Source organism: Streptomyces sp. NPDC059452 (genome assembly GCF_042750035.1).
Lineage (GTDB): Bacteria > Actinomycetota > Actinomycetes > Streptomycetales > Streptomycetaceae > Streptomyces.
In genome coordinates this window covers 260543-279288 of the sequence record NZ_JBHYVE010000001.1, presented here as the reverse complement: position 1 = coordinate 279288, position 18746 = coordinate 260543, and the positions used below count along the sequence as shown (strand labels likewise).

General features: G+C 70.5%; 22 protein-coding genes. 7 read left to right on the top strand and 15 right to left on the bottom strand.

Annotation, left to right across the window (positions count from 1 at the left end; translation table 11 throughout):
* Positions 1 to 14: 14 nt before the first annotated feature.
* From ACFW9Z_RS01205 to ACFW9Z_RS01185, 5 genes are all read right to left on the bottom strand, one after another.
* Entirely contained in the window at positions 15 to 263 is a 249-nt protein-coding gene (locus ACFW9Z_RS01205) for an acyl carrier protein (protein ID WP_384632412.1), read from the bottom strand.
* 65 nt (positions 264 to 328) lie between these two features.
* Entirely contained in the window at positions 329 to 1360 is a 1032-nt protein-coding gene (locus ACFW9Z_RS01200; RefSeq protein WP_384632409.1) for a ketoacyl-ACP synthase III, read from the bottom strand.
* A 13-nt stretch (positions 1361 to 1373) separates the two neighbouring features.
* Positions 1374 to 2291, bottom strand: a complete 918-nt coding sequence (locus ACFW9Z_RS01195; RefSeq protein ID WP_384633349.1) for an ACP S-malonyltransferase — start codon at positions 2289 to 2291, stop codon at positions 1374 to 1376.
* 89 nt (positions 2292 to 2380) lie between these two features.
* Complete coding sequence (locus tag ACFW9Z_RS01190; RefSeq protein WP_327218041.1) at positions 2381 to 3580, bottom strand: helix-turn-helix domain-containing protein; 1200 nt, start codon at positions 3578 to 3580, stop codon at positions 2381 to 2383.
* Between the two features lie 176 nt (positions 3581 to 3756).
* Complete coding sequence (locus ACFW9Z_RS01185; RefSeq protein ID WP_384632405.1) at positions 3757 to 4254, bottom strand: hypothetical protein; 498 nt, start codon at positions 4252 to 4254, stop codon at positions 3757 to 3759.
* 228 nt (positions 4255 to 4482) lie between these two features.
* Between ACFW9Z_RS01185 and ACFW9Z_RS01180 the strand changes: the two genes are divergently transcribed.
* From ACFW9Z_RS01180 to ACFW9Z_RS01170, 3 genes are all read left to right on the top strand, one after another.
* Positions 4483 to 5160, top strand: coding sequence for a pirin family protein (locus ACFW9Z_RS01180; protein WP_384632402.1), 678 nt, complete (start codon positions 4483 to 4485; stop codon positions 5158 to 5160).
* 97 nt (positions 5161 to 5257) lie between these two features.
* Positions 5258 to 6535: an aminotransferase class I/II-fold pyridoxal phosphate-dependent enzyme gene (locus ACFW9Z_RS01175; RefSeq protein ID WP_384633346.1), complete on the top strand. Its 1278-nt coding sequence runs from the start codon at positions 5258 to 5260 to the stop codon at positions 6533 to 6535.
* 213 nt (positions 6536 to 6748) lie between these two features.
* A complete protein-coding gene (locus tag ACFW9Z_RS01170) occupies positions 6749 to 6934 on the top strand; it encodes a hypothetical protein (protein ID WP_384632399.1) in 186 nt (61 codons plus the stop codon).
* Positions 6935 to 6961: 27 nt separating this feature from the next.
* Here the strand turns inward: ACFW9Z_RS01170 and ACFW9Z_RS01165 are convergent, their stop codons facing one another.
* The gene (locus ACFW9Z_RS01165; protein WP_384632396.1) at positions 6962 to 8377 is read right to left on the bottom strand and encodes an MFS transporter; all 1416 of its coding nucleotides are present in this window, start codon (positions 8375 to 8377) and stop codon (positions 6962 to 6964) included.
* A 155-nt stretch (positions 8378 to 8532) separates the two neighbouring features.
* Here ACFW9Z_RS01165 and ACFW9Z_RS01160 point away from each other — a divergent pair, with 155 nt between their 5' ends.
* Complete coding sequence (locus tag ACFW9Z_RS01160) at positions 8533 to 8730, top strand: hypothetical protein (RefSeq protein ID WP_384632393.1); 198 nt, start codon at positions 8533 to 8535, stop codon at positions 8728 to 8730.
* Between the two features lie 68 nt (positions 8731 to 8798).
* Here ACFW9Z_RS01160 and ACFW9Z_RS01155 read toward each other — a convergent pair whose 3' ends face one another.
* Together ACFW9Z_RS01155 and ACFW9Z_RS01150 are read right to left on the bottom strand one after the other, a co-directional pair.
* On the bottom strand, positions 8799 to 9065 hold the full coding sequence (locus tag ACFW9Z_RS01155) for a DUF397 domain-containing protein (protein ID WP_384632390.1): 267 nt from the start codon (positions 9063 to 9065) through the stop codon (positions 8799 to 8801).
* A complete protein-coding gene (locus ACFW9Z_RS01150) occupies positions 9049 to 9873 on the bottom strand; it encodes a helix-turn-helix domain-containing protein (protein WP_384632387.1) in 825 nt (274 codons plus the stop codon). Before ACFW9Z_RS01150 ends, ACFW9Z_RS01155 begins: the two co-directional genes overlap by 17 nt.
* A gap of 84 nt (positions 9874 to 9957) precedes the next feature.
* On the opposite strand from ACFW9Z_RS01150, the gene ACFW9Z_RS01145 reads away from it, so the two are divergent.
* Positions 9958 to 10440: an ATP-binding protein gene (locus ACFW9Z_RS01145; protein ID WP_384632384.1), complete on the top strand. Its 483-nt coding sequence runs from the start codon at positions 9958 to 9960 to the stop codon at positions 10438 to 10440.
* Here ACFW9Z_RS01145 and ACFW9Z_RS01140 read toward each other — a convergent pair.
* The 5 genes from ACFW9Z_RS01140 to ACFW9Z_RS01120 all read right to left on the bottom strand — a co-directional run bounded on the left by ACFW9Z_RS01140 (position 10406) and on the right by ACFW9Z_RS01120 (position 14362).
* Entirely contained in the window at positions 10406 to 11221 is an 816-nt protein-coding gene (locus ACFW9Z_RS01140; RefSeq protein WP_384632380.1) for a serine hydrolase domain-containing protein, read from the bottom strand. The genes ACFW9Z_RS01145 and ACFW9Z_RS01140 overlap by 35 nt on opposite strands.
* A gap of 141 nt (positions 11222 to 11362) precedes the next feature.
* On the bottom strand, positions 11363 to 12316 hold the full coding sequence (locus tag ACFW9Z_RS01135) for a hypothetical protein (RefSeq protein WP_384632377.1): 954 nt from the start codon (positions 12314 to 12316) through the stop codon (positions 11363 to 11365).
* Positions 12255 to 12932 (bottom strand): ATP-binding cassette domain-containing protein, encoded by a 678-nt coding sequence (locus ACFW9Z_RS01130; protein ID WP_384632374.1) that lies wholly within the window; start codon positions 12930 to 12932, stop codon positions 12255 to 12257. Before ACFW9Z_RS01130 ends, ACFW9Z_RS01135 begins: the two co-directional genes overlap by 62 nt.
* A 98-nt stretch (positions 12933 to 13030) precedes the next feature.
* On the bottom strand, positions 13031 to 13615 hold the full coding sequence (locus ACFW9Z_RS01125; RefSeq protein ID WP_384632370.1) for a hypothetical protein: 585 nt from the start codon (positions 13613 to 13615) through the stop codon (positions 13031 to 13033).
* Between the two features lie 333 nt (positions 13616 to 13948).
* On the bottom strand, positions 13949 to 14362 hold the full coding sequence (locus ACFW9Z_RS01120; protein ID WP_384632367.1) for a DUF3592 domain-containing protein: 414 nt from the start codon (positions 14360 to 14362) through the stop codon (positions 13949 to 13951).
* Between the two features lie 94 nt (positions 14363 to 14456).
* Between ACFW9Z_RS01120 and ACFW9Z_RS01115 the strand changes: the two genes are divergently transcribed.
* The gene (locus tag ACFW9Z_RS01115; RefSeq protein ID WP_384632364.1) at positions 14457 to 14957 is read left to right on the top strand and encodes a MerR family transcriptional regulator; all 501 of its coding nucleotides are present in this window, start codon (positions 14457 to 14459) and stop codon (positions 14955 to 14957) included.
* Entirely contained in the window at positions 14957 to 16021 is a 1065-nt protein-coding gene (locus ACFW9Z_RS01110; RefSeq protein WP_384632361.1) for an aldo/keto reductase, read from the top strand. The genes ACFW9Z_RS01115 and ACFW9Z_RS01110 overlap by 1 nt, the downstream gene beginning before the upstream one ends.
* A gap of 200 nt (positions 16022 to 16221) precedes the next feature.
* Here the strand turns inward: ACFW9Z_RS01110 and ACFW9Z_RS01105 are convergent, their stop codons facing one another.
* A complete protein-coding gene (locus tag ACFW9Z_RS01105) occupies positions 16222 to 17577 on the bottom strand; it encodes an acyltransferase (RefSeq protein ID WP_384632358.1) in 1356 nt (451 codons plus the stop codon).
* The gene (locus ACFW9Z_RS01100) at positions 17574 to 18632 is read right to left on the bottom strand and encodes an alpha/beta hydrolase (protein ID WP_384632355.1); all 1059 of its coding nucleotides are present in this window, start codon (positions 18630 to 18632) and stop codon (positions 17574 to 17576) included. The genes ACFW9Z_RS01105 and ACFW9Z_RS01100 overlap by 4 nt, the downstream gene beginning before the upstream one ends.
* Positions 18633 to 18746 lie beyond the last annotated feature (114 nt).

Here is an 18746-nt window from a genome sequence, read left to right as displayed (position 1 = left end):
CAGCCGGGCTGGGATCAGCCCTGGTGCTTCAGGATGTAGTCGGCAGCGTCGCCGACGGTCTTGAGACCCTTGACGTCCTCGTCGGGGATCTTGACGTCGAAGCGCTCCTCGGCGGCGACGACGACCTCGACCATGGACAGCGAGTCGACGTCCAGGTCGTCGGTGAAGGACTTGTCCAGCTGGACGTCCTCGACCGGGATACCGGCGATCTCGTTGACGATCTCGGCGAGACCGGTGACGATCTCTTCCTGCGTGGCGGCCATCTTGGCGCTCCTTCGGTGGGTTTCTTCAGAGGTTGTGCGTACGGACCCGAAAGGTCCGGTGTTGCCTAGGGGAGGGTAACGACCGTCGCGGCGTAGACGAGACCCGCCCCGAAGCCGATGACGAGCGCGGTGTCGCCGCTCTTCGCCTGACCGGTCGCCAGGAGCCGCTCCATCGCGAGCGGAATCGAGGCGGCGGACGTGTTGCCGGTGGTCTCGATGTCACGGGCGACCGTGACGTGCTCCGGCAGCTTGAGGGTCTTCACCATCGAGTCGATGATCCGCATGTTGGCCTGGTGCGGGATGAAGACGTCCAGGTCTCCCGGGGCGATCCCGGCCGCGTCCAGCGCCTGCTGGGCGACCTTCGCCATCTCGTAGACGGCCCAGCGGAAGACCGCCTGGCCCTCCTGCGTGATGGCCGGGAACTTGACCTCGCCCTTCGAGTCGAGCGGCAGCTGCGAGACATCGCCGAGGCGGAACTCGTTCCACCCGACCGTCTGCTTGATCGTCTCGGACTTGTCGCCCTCGGAGCCCCACACGGTCGGGCCGATGGCCGGTTCCTGGGAGGGGCCGACGACGACCGCGCCCGCGCCGTCACCGAAGAGGAAGGCCGTCGCGCGGTCCTCCAGGTCGGTCAGGTCGCTGAGCCGCTCCACGCCGATCACGAGGACGTACTCCGCCGAGCCCTCGACGACCATGCCCTTGGCGAGGGTCAGGCCGTAGCCGAAGCCCGCGCAGCCGGCCGAGATGTCGAAGGCGGCGGGCTTGCCCGCGCCGATCCGGTGGGCGATCTCGGTCGCGACGGCCGGGGTCTGCTTGAAGTGCGAGACGGTCGAGACGACGACCGCGCCGATCTGCCCGGGGTCGATGCCCGCGTCGGCGATCGCCTTGCCGGACGCCTCGATCGACATCATGGCCACGGTCTCCTCCTCGGAGGCCCAGTGGCGGCTGACGATGCCGGAACGGGAGCGGATCCACTCGTCGGAGGAGTCGATCGTTTCGAGGATCACCTCGTTCGGCACGACCCGGGTCGGGCGGTAGCCGCCGACCCCGAGGATCCGTGCGTACGGGGCGCCCTTGCTGGGCTTGATCTTCGACATGCTCTCGGGCTCCTTAGGCGCCCGCGTGCTCGGAGATGAGCGCGCGGGCGGCGTCGAGGTCGTCGGGGGTCTTGAGCGCGAGAGTCTGCACGCCGGGCAGCGCGCGCTTGGCGAGCCCGGTCAGGGTGCCGCCGGGGCTCAGCTCCACCAGCGCGGTGACGCCGAGCTCCTGGAAGGTCTCCATGCACAGGTCCCAGCGGACCGGGTTGGCGACCTGGCCGACCAGCCGGGCGATGACCTCGGTGCCGGTGGCGACCGTGTGGCCGTCGGCGTTGGACACGTAGCGAACGGTCGGGTCGGCGACCGTGAGGTCCCCGACGGCCGCGCGCAGCTTCTCCACGGCCGGGGCCATGTGGTGCGTGTGGAACGCGCCCGCCACCTTCAGCGCGACGACCCGGCGTACGCCCTCGGGCTTGTCGGCCTCCAGGGCGGCGATCTGGGCCGCGGTGCCGGCGGCGACGATCTGGCCGCCCCCGTTGACGTTGGCGGGAGTCAGGCCGAGCTTCTCCAGGTGCGGGACCGTCACGGCGGGGTCGCCGCCGAGCAGGGCCGCCATACCGGTCTCGGTGACCGCGGCGGCCTCGGCCATGCCGAGCCCCCGGGTACGGACGAAGCGGAGCGCCGCCTCGTCGTCGATGACGCCCGCGATCGCGGCGGCGGTGATCTCACCGACGCTGTGACCTGCGACGACGTCAGGGGAAGGGGCGTCCAGGGCGGCGGCCGAGAGCAGTCCGGCGGCGACCAGCAGCGGCTGGGCCACGGCCGTGTCGCGGATCTCGTCCGCGTCGGCCTTCGTGCCGTAGTGGGCAAGGTCGAGCCCGATGGCGTCGGACCAGGCCGCGATGCGGTCGGAGGCACCGGGGAGGTCGAGCCAGGGAGTCAGGAAGCCGGGCGTCTGAGCGCCTTGGCCGGGAGCGACGAGTACGAGCACCCTCACACTCTCTCTTGTGGACGGCCCGGTACGCCCGTGGGGACAGGGACGAAGAACCGTCAGGGGAATTGTTGGAGTCCAACAAAAGTCTAGGACTGAGGATCTGCCGCTGCCAAGCGCCCCAGGATCAGGGCGATCCTCAGGGTGAACGCCGAGCGCACATCGGAGGGTGACCACCCGGTGACGTCGGTCACACGTCGCAGCCGGTAGCGCACGGTGTTGGGGTGGACGAAGAGCATCCGCGCGGCGCCTTCCAGACTGCTCGCCTGCTCGAGATAGACACTCAGCGTTTCCAGAAGCGCCGAACCGGCTTCCTCCAGCGGTCTGTAGATCTCCTCCACCAACTGGTCCCGCGCGGCAGGGTCCCCGGCCATCGCGCGCTCCGGCAGGAGATCGTCCGCCAGCACCGGGCGCGGCGCGTCCTGCCACGCCAGGCACGCCTTCAGCCCGGCCGCCGCCGCCTGCGCGGACCGGGTGGCCGCCAGCAGGTCCGGCACCACGGGCCCGGCGACCACCGGCCCGGCCGCGTACGGCCCGATCAGGCCCTTGGCGACCTGGAGCGGGTTGTCGCTGCCGCCCGCGATGACGACGAGCCGGTTGCCCAGCACCCCGGTGAGGACCTGGAGCTTCGCGTGCCGGGCGGCCCGCCGGATCGCCTCCACGGTCAGCTCGCTGTCCCCGTCGGGCGCGGTGCCGAGGATGACGCAGACGTGCTCGGGCGAGTTCCAGCCGAGCGCGGCGGCCCGGGACACGGCCCCCTCGTCCGCCTCGCCGGAGAGCACCGCGTTCACCACCAGCGACTCCAGCCGCGCGTCCCACGCCCCCCGGGCCTCGGCGGCCTGGGCGTAGACCTGGGCGGTGGCGAAGGCGATCTCCCGCGCGTAGACGAGCAGCGCCTCCCGCAGCACCGACTCGTCGCCCGGCGCCGCCACCTCCTCGATCGCGGCCTCCATGACCTCGATCGTCGTACGCACCATCTCGACGGTCTGCCGCAGCGTGATCGCCCGGGTCAGCTCGCGCGGGGCGGTGCCGAACACATCGGTCGAGATGGCCTGCGGGGTCTCCGGATGCCGGAACCACTCGGTGAACGCCGCGATACCGGCCTGGGCGACCAGGCCGATCCAGGACCGGTTCTCCGGGGGCATCGCCCGGTACCACGGCAGCGATTCGTCCATACGGGCAATCGCGTTCGCGGCCAGCCGGCCGGAGGACTGCTCCAGCCGTTTCAGGGTCGCGGCGTGCAGGTGGGCGTCTCGGGCGGCGGAATGCTCAGGATCGGGTCGGGGCACGAGGACAAGACTGCCTTATCGGGCCGGGGGATCGGTGGGGCGGGGCATCCGAGGATCCGATATCGCGACTGCCCGCACTCCTGCCCGACGGGAGGGACGCGCTCGGCGCGGCACCTGCTGATCAGGTGCCGCGCCGAACGGTGTTACGTCACCGGGTCCGGTGTTACGGCTCCGGGTCACGGCTCCGGGGACTCGTCCCCACCTCCGCAGTCCAGGACGGCGTCGAGCTGAGCGGCCGTTTTCACGCCGTCCCGGGTCCAGTACGACCCGGGACCCAGGTCGGCGGCCCGTACCTCGGTGAGGCTGAACAGCCCGTCCGGCCCGCCGTAGGGATCGGACTCGACGAGGACGTCGAGCGCGTTGGGCAGCTCGGACGGCTGGGCCGCCGGGCTGGACTTCCCGTACGCCTCGCCGTCCCAGAGAGTGAGCAGACCACGCTTGCCCTCGTCGGTGACCGGCTTGTCGCCGCGCCACAGAAGCCGCTCCGTGTCCGAGTCCCAGACCTCGACCCGCCGCACCCGTTCCTCCGGGCACTGACCGGCCTTGATCGTGATCCTGTCGCCGTCGATCCGCATTCCCACGAGAGCGGGGCTGATCGGATCGGACATGATGTGGATCAGGTACACGAAGAACCCGACAGCGGCCAGGGTGAGCGCTCCGAGGCATGCGAACACGGAGATCAGGACCGTGCGTTCGCGTTTCCTCCGCGCCTCTGCCGAAGACACCGTGCGTACCCTCCGTCCTCGTAGTAACCGGCGCGCCGCTCCCACTGGTTGTGGTCCGAGGCAGTGTCGCATCCCGTCGCGGTAGGTGCACCGGTGTCCCAGGCTCCGGCCGGGGCCGGACCCCGGCCCACGTGCTCGGTGGGCCGCGCGGCCCACCGGGCGGGCTACCGTGGCCCCGTGATCTCCGTACACCGGTCCGAGGACCGCTACCGGGGCGGTGAGCCGGACGCCGGTATCGAGACCCGGCACGCCCTCTCCTTCGGCCCCTTCTACGACCCCGACAACCTCCGCTTCGGCCCGGTCCTGGCCTGCAACGAGGAGCGCCTCGCCCCCGGTTCGGGCTTCGACGAGCATCCGCACAGCCATACCGAGATCGTCACGTGGGTGGTGGCGGGCGAGCTGACCCACCGCGACTCGGCGGGCCACTCCACCGTCGTACGGGCCGGGGAGCTGGCCCACCTCAGTGCCGCCGCCGGAGTCCGCCACGTCGAACGCAACGACGGCCCGGCCCCGTTGACCTTCCTCCAGATGTGGCTGGCCCCCCTGGAGTCCGGCGGCGAACCCTCGTACACGGTCGTCCCCGGCATCGCCGACTCCACCCCGTACGCACTGCCTGCGGCCGGGGCGACGCTCCACGTACGGCGGTTGGCGGAGGGTGAGCGCACGACCCTGCCGGACGCGGTGCGCCTGTACGTGCATGTCGTACGGGGACGGGTCGAGGTGGACGGTGAGGAGCTGGGCCCCGGTGACGCGGCCCGGATCACCGGGGCGGAGGGCCTGGAAGCGGTCGCCGTAGCGGGGGCGGGGGAGGGCGCGGAGAGTGTGGAGCTCGTGATCTGGGAGTTGGCGGGCTGACCGACGGCAGCGGGACGGGAGGAGCCCCCGGTACGGGCCTTTGTAGGGTGCAGGCGACGCCACATTCCCGTACGCCGCGTGTTCGAAGGAGATTCCCATCCATCCCATCGAGACCAGCCCCGATGCCCTGACCGCCCACCGAGACCGCGCGCAGCAGGACTACGCCGAGCTGGTCGCGCGGCGCCTCTCCCTCGACCTCACGCGCGGGAAGCCGGCCGCCGACCAGCTCGACCTCTCCGCCCCGCTGCTCTCCCTGCCGGGCGACACGTACAAGGGCGCCGAGGCCATCGACACCCGCAACTACGGCGGTCTCCACGGCCTGCGGGAGCTCCGCGAGATATTCAGCGGCCCGCTCCAGGTGCCCGTCGGGCAGCTCGTGGCGGCGGGCAACTCCAGCCTGGAGCTGATGCACGACAGCCTCGTGCACGCGATGCTGAGCGTGCTGCCGGGGGCCGAGTCCCGGTGGGTGGACCAGGAACGCATCGCCTTCCTCTGTCCCGTTCCCGGATACGACCGGCACTTCGGCGTCTGCGAACGCCTCGGCATCGAGATGATCCCCGTACCGATGACCGACGAGGGCCCGGACATGGAGACCGTGGAACGGCTCGTGGCCGAGGACGCCTCGGTCAAGGGCATCTGGTGCGTCCCGAAGTACAGCAACCCGGACGGGATCGTCTACAGCGACGAGGTCGTCACCCGGCTCGCCGCCATGCCCACCGCCGCCCCGGACTTCAGGATCTTCTGGGACAACGCCTACGCGGTGCACCACCTGACCGACGAGCGGGTGGAGATCGCCGACCTGCTCACCGCCTGCGCCGACCATGGCCACCCCGACCGGGCCTTCGTCTTCGGCTCCACCTCCAAGATCACCTTCGCCGGAAGCGGCGTCGGTTTCTTCGGCGCCTCACCGGCCAACGTCACCTGGCTGCTGGCCAACACCGCCAAGCGCACCATCGGCCCGGACAAGGTGAACCAGCTGCGCCACGCGCTCTTCCTCAAGGACGAGGCAGGCGTGCACGCCCACATGGACCTCCACCGGGCCAAGCTCCGCCCCAAGTTCGACGCCGTCCTGCGCATCCTCGAAGCCGAGCTGGGCGGTACGGGTCTCGCCACCTGGACCGAGCCCAAGGGCGGGTACTTCATCACCCTCAAGGTGCTCGACGGCTGCGCCCGCGAGGTGGTCCGCCGCGCCGCCGAGGCGGGCATCGTCCTCACCCCCGCGGGCGCCACCCACCCGCACGGCCAGGACCCGGACGACGCGGTGATCCGGATCGCCCCCAGCTTCCCCACCCCGGAGGAGCTGGAGAAGGCGATCGCGGGCGTCACCGCCTGCGTACGGCTGGTGGGTTACGAGAAGCTGCTGGCAGAGAAGTAGGCACAGGCGGGGGAGGGGGAGGGGAGGGGCATCCGGCCCCGGTCGGGTAGCCGAACCTGCCAAGCCGGTACGAGCCCCTCCCCGCGCTCCCTCGGCCGGACCCCGGCGGGGCGGGTGGGGAGGGCGCGGGGCAGTATGTCCTCATGTCCTGGGTGACCGCCACGACAGGTGGCGCTCCAGTCGCCCGGGCGCGCGAGGGGAACGAAACGAACGGTGAAGCTGTCCGATGTACTGATCATCGTCTGCGTCCTGGGCGCGGCGGGAGGGCTGTCCGTCCTCCTCGGCGACGGCTGGGAGAGCCGGGCCGTGGTGCCGTTCGCCGCCGGGTCGCTCAGCGTGTTCATCAGCCTGAGGATCAAGGAACGGCGGAAGCGCCGCAACGCCGGGGGATGGAAGTAACGCGGTACGGGGCCGGGTCCGGGCCCCTCAGTCGTTGCGCGCGCGGACGGCCAGGACGGCGACCAGCAGGGTCGGTACCAGCAGGAGCGAGAAGGTGACCGCATAGCCGCCGAGTCGGCCGGTCCCCGCCGCCAGGCCGACGTTGAGAGCGGCGGTGGCGAACCCCAGGACGACGACCTGCCCCAGGTTCATGTTCGTCTGCATGGCGCTGGTGGTGTGGCCCAGCCGCCCCGGTGCGCTGTGGGAGAGCGACAGCACTGTGACGCACGGGTCGAGCATCCCCATCCCGACCGCCGCCAGCGGCATCGCCACCATGGCGACCAGCGGGGACACCCCCGAGAAGCTGCCCACGACGGCGAACGCGACCGACGCCGCCATGATCAGCGCCCCCGCCGTGACGAGCCGGTGCCGGGCGACATGCTGGAGGAGCTTGCCCTGCACCCATGACGCCCCCGCCCACAGCACGGCGGACGCGGTGAACGCCACGCCGACCGTCACGGCGGCCACCCGCCGCTCGGTGATCAGCATCAGCGGCACCAGCGCCTCGACGGTGAAGTACGTCCCCGAGGTCAGCCCCCGCAACAGCACCGCCGTGGGCAGCCCGCGAGCACTGCGCCACGTGCCCGGCGGCAGCAGACGCGGCGCGAACACCACCAGGAGCACGACGCCCGCGACCACGAACAGCAGGTGCCGCACATCCCACCCCGAGACGCCGTACTGGCCGAGCGCCGCACCCAGACTGAGCATCGCCGCGACGAACAGCGGCGGCCGGGACGCGCGTTCCTCCGCAGGCGGCAGGTCGGGCAGGGTGGGGCGCCCGTCCCCGTCGCCCGCCGGGGCCCGGCGCAACACCGCCACCAGGGCGATCGCGGGCAGCGCGGTCAGCACGGCCAGGCCGTAGAACACCGCACGCCAGGACCACGCCTCCGCGACCACCCCGGCGATCGGCGGACCGACGAGCGACGGAATGATCCAGCTCGCGCTCATCATCGCGAGCATCCTGGGCCGCAGGGACTCCGGGTACGACTGGCCGATGGCGGTCGTCACCGACACCGCGACCATCCCGGCCGACAGCCCGTCGACGAACCGCCCGATCACCAACTGCCAGACCGACACACTGGACGCCGACACCAGCAGCGTCAGCACGGAGAGGACCATCCCCAGCGCGAGCGGACGCCGAGCCCCGGAACGGTCCGCCCAGTGCCCGCCCAGTACGCCACCGAGCAGACTGGCCGCCACAAAACTGCCCGCGACCAGGGGGAACAGGGACACCCCGTCCAGATCCTGGGCCGCCGTCGGCAGCGTGGGCACCACGGCCAGCGCGCCGAACCCGGTCAGGAACATCACCGCGGCGAAGGTCAGCGTGGCCGCCGTGTACGGCCGGGAGAAGATCCCCGGCTGCTCGGTCTCGCTCGGCGGTCGGACGGCCTGCTTCGCTGTCATCTGCGTCCCCCGGGGGCAGTAGCTCGATACCCCGGGCTTGGTCCAGACCACCCGGGGCCAGGCGAGAAGCTACGTGCCGACCTGATCCCGGGCAATCGAATTATGATCGGACTCGACGGCAGGAAAAGGCAGGGATGGGAGAGGGGGGGGCGGCCGTGACCGGGAAACGGGCATTCGCCGAGACGCCCGCGTACGTGGTGCTGCTGGGCATCTCCGGTCTCTGGGGCGCGGTGAGCTCGGGTTATCCCCTCTACACCCGGGTGTTCGGAGGGGTGCTGGGAGCGCTGTGCGCGGGGTTCCTCATCGTCGAGCTGGTCAAACGGCGCCGGAAGCGAGTGGCTGCCGGACCCTGAAAAGCAGCGGCGGCCCGGGGCGACTCGCCCCCGTACCGCCGCTGTTGCTCGGTGGCCGTGCTGGTTGTTCAGCGCAGCCCGTCCACGAAGGCCTGCCAGGCGGGGGCGCCGATGGTGATGGCGGGCCCGGTGGGGTTCTTGCTGTCCCGGACGGGGACGGAGCCGCAGGGGGCGGGGGCCATCTCGACGCAGTCGCCGCCGGTGTTGCCGCTGTACGAGGACTTCTGCCAGGCGGCGCCGCCGGTGACTGTGCACTCGACGCAGTCGCCGCCGGTGCTGCCGCTGTAGCTGGACTTGCGCCACTCCGCGCTCTTCAGGTCAGGGCCGGTCTCCATAACGCTCCTTCATCACGCGGCTGATCCGCGCCACCGATTCTTCCACGGAGAGTGCGGTGGCCTGCAGGTGAGCGTATCGGAGCGAGGCCTCCCGGATCGTGTCGGGGTTGGCCGTCATATGGCCGGAGATGAGGTCCTCGGTGTAGATGATGTCCGGGTCCTTGTCGAAGCGGAGGAGGTTGAACGAACCATCCAGGCTCGCGTGTTCACCGGCCTCGAAGGGCAGTACCTGGATCTGCATCCAGCGGTTCGTGGCGAACTCCAACAGCTTGCCGAGTTGGGCGCGCATCACCTTGTGGCCGCCGATCGGCCGGTACAGCACGGCCTCGTCCAGAATCGCCAAGGCGAGCGGCGGCTTCTCCCGCTCCAGGATGCGCTGCCGCTCCATCCGGGCGGCCAGCAGGCTCTCCAGGTCGTCCGGCATGCCGGTGGTCAGAACCGCCCGCGCGTACGCCTCCGTCTGCAGCAGCCCATAGACCACCTGCGACTGGAACGTGGAGATGTACGCGGCCTTCGCCTCCATCTCCGCATACGACTGAAACCAGCTCGGCAGTTGGCTTCGCAGGACCAGCCCCACCAGCCGGGAGAACAGCCCGTCCGTGCGGAGCGCCTGGTCCAGAGCCTCGGCGAACTCGCGGGTGGGGACCTTCTTCGTCGTCTCGATCTGGCCGATCAGTGAGCCCGAGCAGTGGAGCTTCTTGCCCAACTCGGCTTGTTTCAGGCCATACGCCTCGCGCACGCGGCGCAGCTCCGCGCCGAAGTAGTCGAGGGGGGAAGCGCACGGGTCGAGCGTCTGGATGTTGGGCACGGCGCGGACCTCCGGTGTGCAACGCCTTGCGGCGTTCGTTTCACGGTGTAGCCGAGCGTAGCCATCCGCTTGCACGCTGGAGGCATGAATCGTGTATCCATCCCCCGAATTGATCCGGGGGAGCCCGTGTACCGCGCCGACCTCGCCATGAGTGAGCACTCGGCCGGGCATCTGCGCCGCATCATGCGGCTCTACCTGACCACCTGGAACCTGCTCGAACTCGCCCCGGCGGCGGAGCTCGCGCTCACGGAGCTGATCGCCAACGTGGTGCAGCACGTGCCGGGCCGCCGCTGCCAGACGTTCATCTTCCGGCTGCCGACCGGGGACGGCGTACGGGTGGAGGTGGCGGACACCAGCCCGGTCGTGCCCCTGGCGATCAGGGGCGACGAGCTCGACGACGGCGGGCGGGGGCTGATCCTGGTCAACGCCGTCACCGACGACTGGGGCGTGGTGAAGCGGTGGGACGGCAAGGGGAAGACCGTCTGGTTCGAGTGCGTGGACCGGAAGAAGTCGACGGGCGTCCGTGCCCGGTTCAGCTCGCGACCTCAGCCAGGACCGCGTCCGTGAACGGGGTCCAGGCCTCGGCGGCCCAGGGCCCGAAAGCGCGGTCCGTCAGGGCGACGCAGGCGACTCCGGCGACCGGGTCGATCCACAGGAAGGTGCCCGACTGGCCGAAGTGGCCGAAGGTGGCCGGGGAGGAGGAAGAGCCCGTCCAGTGCGGGGACTTGGCGTCGCGGATCTCGAAGCCGAGGCCCCAGTCGTTCGGGCTCTGGTGGCCGTAACCAGGCAGCACGCCCTTGAGGCCCGGGTGGACAACGCTCTGGGCCTCCAGGACCGTACGGGGGTCGAGGAGGCGCGGGGCCTGGACCTCGGCGGCGAAGCGGACCAGGTCGTCGACGGTGGAGACGCCATCGCGGGCGGGGGAGCCGTCGAGCGAGGTGGAGACCATGTTCAGCGGCTCCAGGACGGCCTGGCGCAGGTACTCCGCGAAGGGGATGCCGGACGCCTTGGCGATGTGGTCGCCGAGCACCTCGAAGCCCGCGTTGGAGTAGAGGCGGCGGTTGCCGGGCGGGGCCGTCACGCGGTGCTCGTCGAAGGCGAGGCCGCTGGTGTGGGCGAGGAGGTGGCGGACGGTCGAGCCCTCGGGCCCGGCCGGCTCGTCCAGCTCGATCGCCCCCTCCTCGTACGCCACCAGCGCCGCGTAGGCCGCGAGCGGCTTGGTGACCGAGGCGAGGGGGAAGCGGTGGCCGGTCGGCCCGTGCGTGCCGAGGACGGTGCCGTCCGCCCGTACGACGGCGGCTGCCGCAGTCGGAACCGGCCAGGTGTCGATGATCCGCAGGCTCTCCATGGACCCGAGCCTAACTGCTCGCTACTGCTTGGTCCCGGACGCCCCTGGGGGACGGGACTGGCTTCCGCCACCTGAATCCGAGCCCTGTTTCCGCAGCGAAATGCATCGAGTCATTCACATCGTTCACGTCATTCACGTCATTCACGTCGTGTACGTCGAGCGGCGGGAATTCACCGCGTAGGTGACGGCCAGCAGTCCGGCGACGCCGACAAGGAGGAGGAGGGCGGCGAGGAATTCCCCCACCGGCCTCGGCGCGGGTGGCACGAACCCACCGATGAACTCCAGGTGCGGGTAGGCGATGGCCATCAGCAGGTTGCGGGGATCGAACCGGCTCAGAATGGGGATGAGGAAGAAACCGGCGACAAAGGCGGGCAGGATGTACAGGGGCCGTTGGAAGAGGAGAGCGGTACACATTCCCAGCAGTGCGAAGAAGACGCCGGTGGCGACCGTCATGGCGAGAGTGGGAAGGGTGTCGGCGGGGGACAAGTCCTGGGGTATGTGCAGGAGGCGGGTGTCGATTCGGCCGGACACCGTCAGATGCACTGCGGTGGTGGTGGCGAGGGCGACGAGAAAGGCGGCGGCGGTCAGGGCGGCGACGGCCGTGACCAGGGTGATGGCCTGGGATACGAAGATGTGGCGGGGGCCCTCGCGCACCGCGCGGAATTTGATCGTCTTGTAGTGCGCGTCGCGGGTGGCCGCGATGGCGCCGTAGGTGAAGAAGACGAGGGGGCCGATGACGAAGCAGAGGACTTGGAGCAGGTTCACAGCGCCCTGCAAGGGGTGGAGGCCCGCGACGGCTTGCCCCGCCGCTTCCCAGGTGTCCTTCAATGGTGCGTCGGTCGGATCTGTACCGTTGCCGATGGCCCGTTGGAAGGTGTAGCCGCCTTCCTCATGCAGAAACGCCCACTCCCGCTGAAGGCTTTCGACCGCCCCGCGCGCAGTGGCGTACGCACCGAAAGCAAAGGCTGACATGACTGCCGCGAAACAGGTGACGGCATACAGGTAGTAGCGCGATACCCATTGGTAGCGGAGGTCACTGCGGATGGTTCCCGCGATGGCGTAGGTACGCCGCTTCGAGGTTGTCTCCGTCGCCATGGTTGAAGTCAATCCTGCTCAGCCTTTTCTCGGATACGGCGAAAACGTCGTCCGCCACTTTGTCGTAGAAGTCGAATTGGTGGCCGGAGGCGACCACGACGCCCGTCTGCTTGAGTTGCTCGATGGAGGTTCGGAGCCACTGAAGGCTGTCGTAGTCCAGGCCGTTCGCCAGCTCGTCGAGGATGATGTAGGCGGGACGGACGATCAGGAGACCTACGGTGTACAGCTTCTTCCGCTGCCCATAGGACAGGGCGCGGGCGGGTTTCCGAAGGCTTGCCCGGTCCAGTGCGCCGTCCGCGACGGCCCGGACATCGTCCCAGTCCACCGTGTGGCCCGTCAGGAGGCGGAGGTTCTCGAAGCCGGACAGGTGTGGGTAGAGGGGGCAGTCATCGAATATGGGGAAGACGCGCTCCCGCACATCCGCCAACCGGCGACCTGAGAACTCCACTGTCCCGCTGTGGGCTTCGAGGCCCAACAGGCACTTGAACAGGGTCGTCTTCCCTGCACCGTTGGGGCCGAGGAGGTAACTCACTCTGCCCTTCTGGAAATCTGCGGATGCACCGTCCAGGACCGTGTGGTCGCCGTACGCCTTGGTGAGGGATTTGATGGTGATCATCGTTGATATCTCGATTCCCGCGCGGCGGGTGGTCGGGCCGCGCAACGGCGCCCCGACCACGCGCCTCTGCTCCGTCGGTACGTCAGTACGCGGAGCGGTCAGCCCTTCCAGCTCCAAGCGCCGGACTTGCTGCCGGAGAAGTAGTGAGTGTAATCCTTCGAGTACGCCTTCACGTCCCCCCACGGCGTGGGTACACCGGCACCGATCGTGTCCTTGGCGCGCCACTTATGGGTGGAGGCGGTGTTGTGGTAGCGCTTGATGCCGTTGTTCTTCGCGATGTTCGGGAAGATGTGCCCGCTCTCCTGCCACCCCTTCGACGAGGTCACCTTTTTGCCGTTGAAGCCGAAGTACACGGTGTCGCGGGTCCACATCAACGAGCTGCCGCGCTTGTACTGAGCCTTCTTGTACTTCGTCGCAGCAGCCGCAGCACGGGGTGACACCCCGGCCTTGGCACCGGCCTTGGCACCGGCCTCGGTCCCGGAAACGTCGGCGGCTTCCGCGATCGGCTCGTCCGTGAATGCGGCGAGCTGCTCCGGGCTCAGCTGCTCCGCCTTTACCGCCTCGCCGTCCTCGCTGACCGCGATGGGCTCGCGGCTTGTATCGGCGATGGCGGTGGCGGCGGGAGCGGCTATCGCCAGGGCGATACCGCAGGACGCGGTGATGGTTATGAGACGGCTCCGCATTTCTTCCCCTCAAGTCTTCGGGCTCCGGCCGCATTCGGGCCGGAGTGGTCGAAAATTGATGCTATCCCAGATGATCAACTGGGATGGCGTGGAGATGATCACGGGAACCGTAAGGAACCCCGAGGGCTCGAATGCCGTCCCGTGGTCAACGCCCGATTCGGCTCCCGAAGGACCTCCGGGGTCGACCATCAATGTGCGCAGGCGCGGCGGCCCCATTTCCGCGTCAGCAAGGTGGCGAAGTCGCCAACTCCTGTTTCCTCTATAGGGGCAGTGCCTGGTGACTGGTGACGGCAACCACGAGATCACCACCGTCGAGACGGGCCGGGGCGGGGGCTACATACCGAAGATCCAGACCAGCAAGGCGATTCCCGGGATGGCGATGATCAGGGAGATGAACGACATCGCGTACGCCACTCCATAAGTGACCGGCAGCACCTGGGCGTTCTTCGGATTGCGCGGGTCGTAGATCACCTCCATCGGCTCCCCCACCCGCGCGGAGGCGGCGGCCTTCGGCTTGGCCAGGCACCGGAACGTCTCGCCCGACGCCGCCTGGAACCTCGCGACCTCGGCCACACCGTCCCTGGCATAGGTGTGCCGGACGCAGACCCCGCTGACCCGGACGCCCCTGATGCGCAGGACGAACATCCGCCGGGCGAAGAAGGCCAGTACGCCGGAGACGCCCAGCGCCAGCAGGGCATGCGGGACGAAGTAGGCCGAGCCGCCGGAGGCAAGGTGCACATGAGTCATGCGGTCATTCAATACGGTCATCCAGGCGGAACTCCCCGCCCCCGAGCGGATTCCGCTTGCTTCGAGTGCACTCCAAGGATTTAGCGTGGAGGGCATGACGGTGATCGACGGAACGTCCCGGACCACCCCCGCCACCACTCCACCACCACGGCCCTCCGCAGGGCTGAACGCCTGTACGGCCCCGCCCAGGCCGCACCCCCGTCCGGCCGGTCAGGACAGCTACACCATCAGCGAGGTCGTCACCTTCACCGGGCTCACCGCGCACACCCTGCGCTGGTACGAGCGGATCGGGCTGATGCCGCACGTCGACCGTTCGCACACCGGCCAGCGCCGCTTCACCAACCGCGACCTGGACTGGCTGGTCTTCGTCGGCAAGCTGCGGATGACCGGGATGCCCGTCGCCGACATGGTGCGGTACGCGGAGCTGCTGCGCGCGGGCGAGTCCACCTTCGAGGAGCGGCAGGAGCTGCTGGAGTCGACCCGGCGCGATGTGATCACGCGGATCGCGGAGCTCCACGACACCCTCGCCGTCCTCGACCACAAGATCGAGTTCTATGCGGGCGCCCGCCGGGCGCCGGAGAGGCACAGTGCCTGATGACCGACAACAACAGGAACACGATCACGACCACGATCGCCACGGTCGCACTCGGCGGCTACGGCGGCGACGGCGGTGACGGGGACGGCGGCGGACCGCGGATCGGCGTCCAGGGCTTCGGCTGCATGGGCATCAGCGAGTTCTACGGCGACACCGACGAGCTCTCCGCCCGGGACACCCTCGACGCGGCCCTGGAGGCGGGCGTCACGCTCTTCGACACCGCCGACATCTACGGGCGCGGGGCCAACGAGGAGTTCCTTGCCCCGTTCGTCGGAGCCCACCGCGACGAGATCACCCTCGCCACCAAGTTCGCCATCGAGCGGACCGACGACCCGCAGCACCGGGCGGTGCGCAACGACCCCGCGTACATCCGCACCTCCGTCGAGGCGAGCCTCCGCCGCCTGAACACCGATGTCATCGACCTCTACTACATGCACCGCCACGACCCGGCCGTCCCGTTCGCCGAATCGGTCGGGGCGATGGCGGAGCTGGTCCAGCAGGGCAAGGTCAAGCAGCTCGGACTGAGCGAGGTGACCGGCCCCGAACTGCGCGAGGCGTACGCCGTGCACCCGATCGCCGCCCTCCAGTCGGAGTGGTCGCTCTTCAGCCGGGACGTGGAGAAGAGCGCGCTCGGCGCGGCGGTGGAGCTGGGCGTCACGCTCGTCCCGTACTCGCCGCTCGGCCGGGGCTTCCTCACCGGCTCCTTCACCGACGCGGGCAAGGACCTCTCCGAGGGCGACTTCCGCAAGCACCAGCCCCGCTTCACCGGCGACAACGCCCGTACGAACGCGGCCCTGTTGGAACCGGTCCACAAGATCGCCGCCGCTCGCGGGGTGACCGCCGCACAGGTGGCCCTCGCCTGGGTGCACCAGCGGGCGGAGGTCCACGGCCTGACGGTGGTCCCGATCCCCGGCACCCGCAAGCGCAGCCGCCTCCTGGAGAACGTGGCAGCCACCCGCCTGACCCTGACCCCGGAGGAACTGACCCTGCTGGAGCCCATCGCAGGCCAGGTGGCGGGAGACCGCTACCCGGACATGAGCCTCACATCGGAGGCACGGGAGTAGACCGAAAGCGGCCCGGGAAGCGGGCCGCCGGGGCAGGTTCGGCGGGGCCCGGGTGGCGGCTGTGCGGCTCGGCTGTGCGGCCCCGGCCCGGCCCGACTGTCGGCTTTGCCATCGGCACCTGGTTCATGAAGTTCATCACGACCAAGGCCCCGGCCTCCCGGCCCCGGCCTCCCGGCCCCGGCCTCCCGGCCCCGGCCCCCTCACGCCAGCCCCAGTGCGAACACCGTGAACCCCGCCGCCAGCAGCCCCGCCAGCGCGCGGCGGGCGTTCGCGGCGCGGGTGCCCGCCTTCCAGGGGGCGTCGAAGCGGCGGGTGTACCGGGCTATCAGCACCAGCAGCCCCGCGAACACCGGCAGCCACACGATCCGGGCCAGCACCCAGCCCACCGTGTCCGGCCCGGTCGTCAGCCCTGCCACCGTCGCCGTACCGTCCCCCAGCAGCGAGGCCGGTACGGCGGCGGCCAGCATCGCGCTCTGGTGCCAGCACAGGATGGTCATCGCGGAGAGGTTGACCACGACGACCGGCGCCCACAGCAGCGGCCTGCGCAGCAACCGCCCCAGCCGGTCCCGCAGCAGGACCGCCGCCCCGCTCTGGGCCGCCGCCAACGCCACCACCAGCAGCGACGGCGGGTGGGAGTTGGTCCGCGCCTCGCCGGGCACGCCGACCATCGAGGCCGGGTAGTGGAAGGCCAGCAGCAGTACGGCGAAGAGCACTCCGCCCCCGACGAGCAGCAGCCGCGCCCCCCGCTTCCCGATCCGCCCCTCGCCCCACGACACGCCGAGCTGATAGGCGAAGAGCCAACCGGGCAGGATGTTGAGCACGCTCAGCCAGGACGGCACCGCATCGGCGAGGGGCCCGTACCGCAGGAGGTCCACCACCGCGACCGACCCCAGCAGCGGCAGCGCCGCCCACCCGCCGAGCCGTCGCGCGAGGCGTATGCAGAGCGGGGTGAGGGCGGTGACCACGGTGTACACCCCGACGAACCAGAGCGGCTGGATCACCAGCGTCGACCCCGTACGCAGGGTGTCGCCGGGCACGCCGAGCCAGGAGAGCACCGCCAGCAGCACCGCCCACACGGCGGTCACCCCGAGCACGGGCCTGCCGAGCCGGACCAGCCGCCCGCGCAGCCAGGCGGCCGTGGTCGAGGGGCGGCGGTGGTAGGAGCGGACCGAGGCGTACCCGCCGACCAGGAAGAAGATCCCCAGCATCTGGAGCACCCAGCTGAGCGGGGCGAAGGCGCCGAACGTCGAGAGCGGACTCGCGTTGTGCAGGCCGTCCGCGTCGAGCCGGAAGCCGCCGAGCATCCAGTGGCCGGCGGGCACGGCGAGCAGCGCGAGGGCGCGCAGCCCGTCGATGGCACGGTCCCGGTGGGCGGGGGTGGCGGCGTCGACACGGGCGGCGAGGCGGTGCACCCGCGTGCGGGTACGGGTGTGGGTGCGGGGCTCGGTCTCGGTACCAGCACCAGCACCGGTACCAGCACCCGTATCCGTACGGGGACAGGTACGTGGCCGGGTGTGGGTCAGGGCCAGGGGCAGGGGCTTCGTCGGGGTCTTCATTGGACCGCGCCTTCCGTCGGGGCTCCCCGCGCGATCGTCGCGAAGGCGCGGAGCGAGTCCGTGCCCGGGGCGAAGTAGCCGGTGTGGCCCTGGGCTTCGGCGGCCGGTATGCGGCGGGCCCCGAACGCCGGGTCCGTGGGGTCCGTGCCGTGGCCGAGCCCCGCGAACCGCACGCTCGGCACGTTGTCGATCCAGTCGGTCGGGTCCTTCGCCGCCCACACCCGGGCCCGCGTCCGCAGGGCGTCCACGTTCTCCGCCCGCATACCGGGGGAGCCGAGGACCACCAGATCGGTGGCGGGCAGACGGGGGGCGGCCAGCCCGCAGACGACGGAGCCGTAACTGTGGCAGAAGACGGCGGGCTCGGGCAGCCCGTCGGCGATCAGGCCCTGCGCGAACCGGGTCAGCCGCCCGGCGCCCGCCTCCGCGAGCCGCCCGGTCGCGGCGTCGACGCCGACGCCGACGGGGGTGGTGTACCCGGCCCAGGCGATGACGGCGGTGCCCGGACCGGCCTCCGCGTGCAGGGACTTGGCCATGCCGGTGGGCGTCCCGTACACATCGCCCTCCCGGTCGAAGGTCCCGGCGTCGACGTCGGAGCCGGGCACCACCACGGAGACCCGGCGGGCCGAGCGCAGGTCCCCGAAGACCTCGGCGACCTGGCCGCGCCCGCGCGGGTCGAACGCGAGGATCCGGCGCCCGGAGGCGGCGAGCGAGCGGTAACGGGGGTCGTCCTCGGCGGCGAGGGCGAGGGCGTTGGCGCGGTAACGGAGCTCCACGGGCGCGCCGTCGAGATTGCCGACGACGGACGGGTGGCGGAGGAGCAGAAGTTGCCGCTCCTCGGTGCTCAAACCGGAGAAGAACGCGGCCACTTCGGCGGGGGTGGACCGCGCCGGATCGGGCAGCTCCTCGCCCAGCACCGGGTCCGCCCGCCATGACGCACTGCCCGGCGGCGGCCCGGCCAGCACCGGCTGCGCGTCCCCCGTGACCCAGCCTGCCGTTCCCGTCACCACGGCTGCGGCCAGCGTCGCCGCGACCACGCCCCTCGCGTATCGGAGCATCGTGCCCTCCCTTTCCGGTGCCGCACCGACCGGCGCGACGATGAGGAAGGTAGGAAGAAGATGGGTGAGGGGGCGTCACACCCGGGGGCCAACTACGGAGTGCTACCTGGGTAG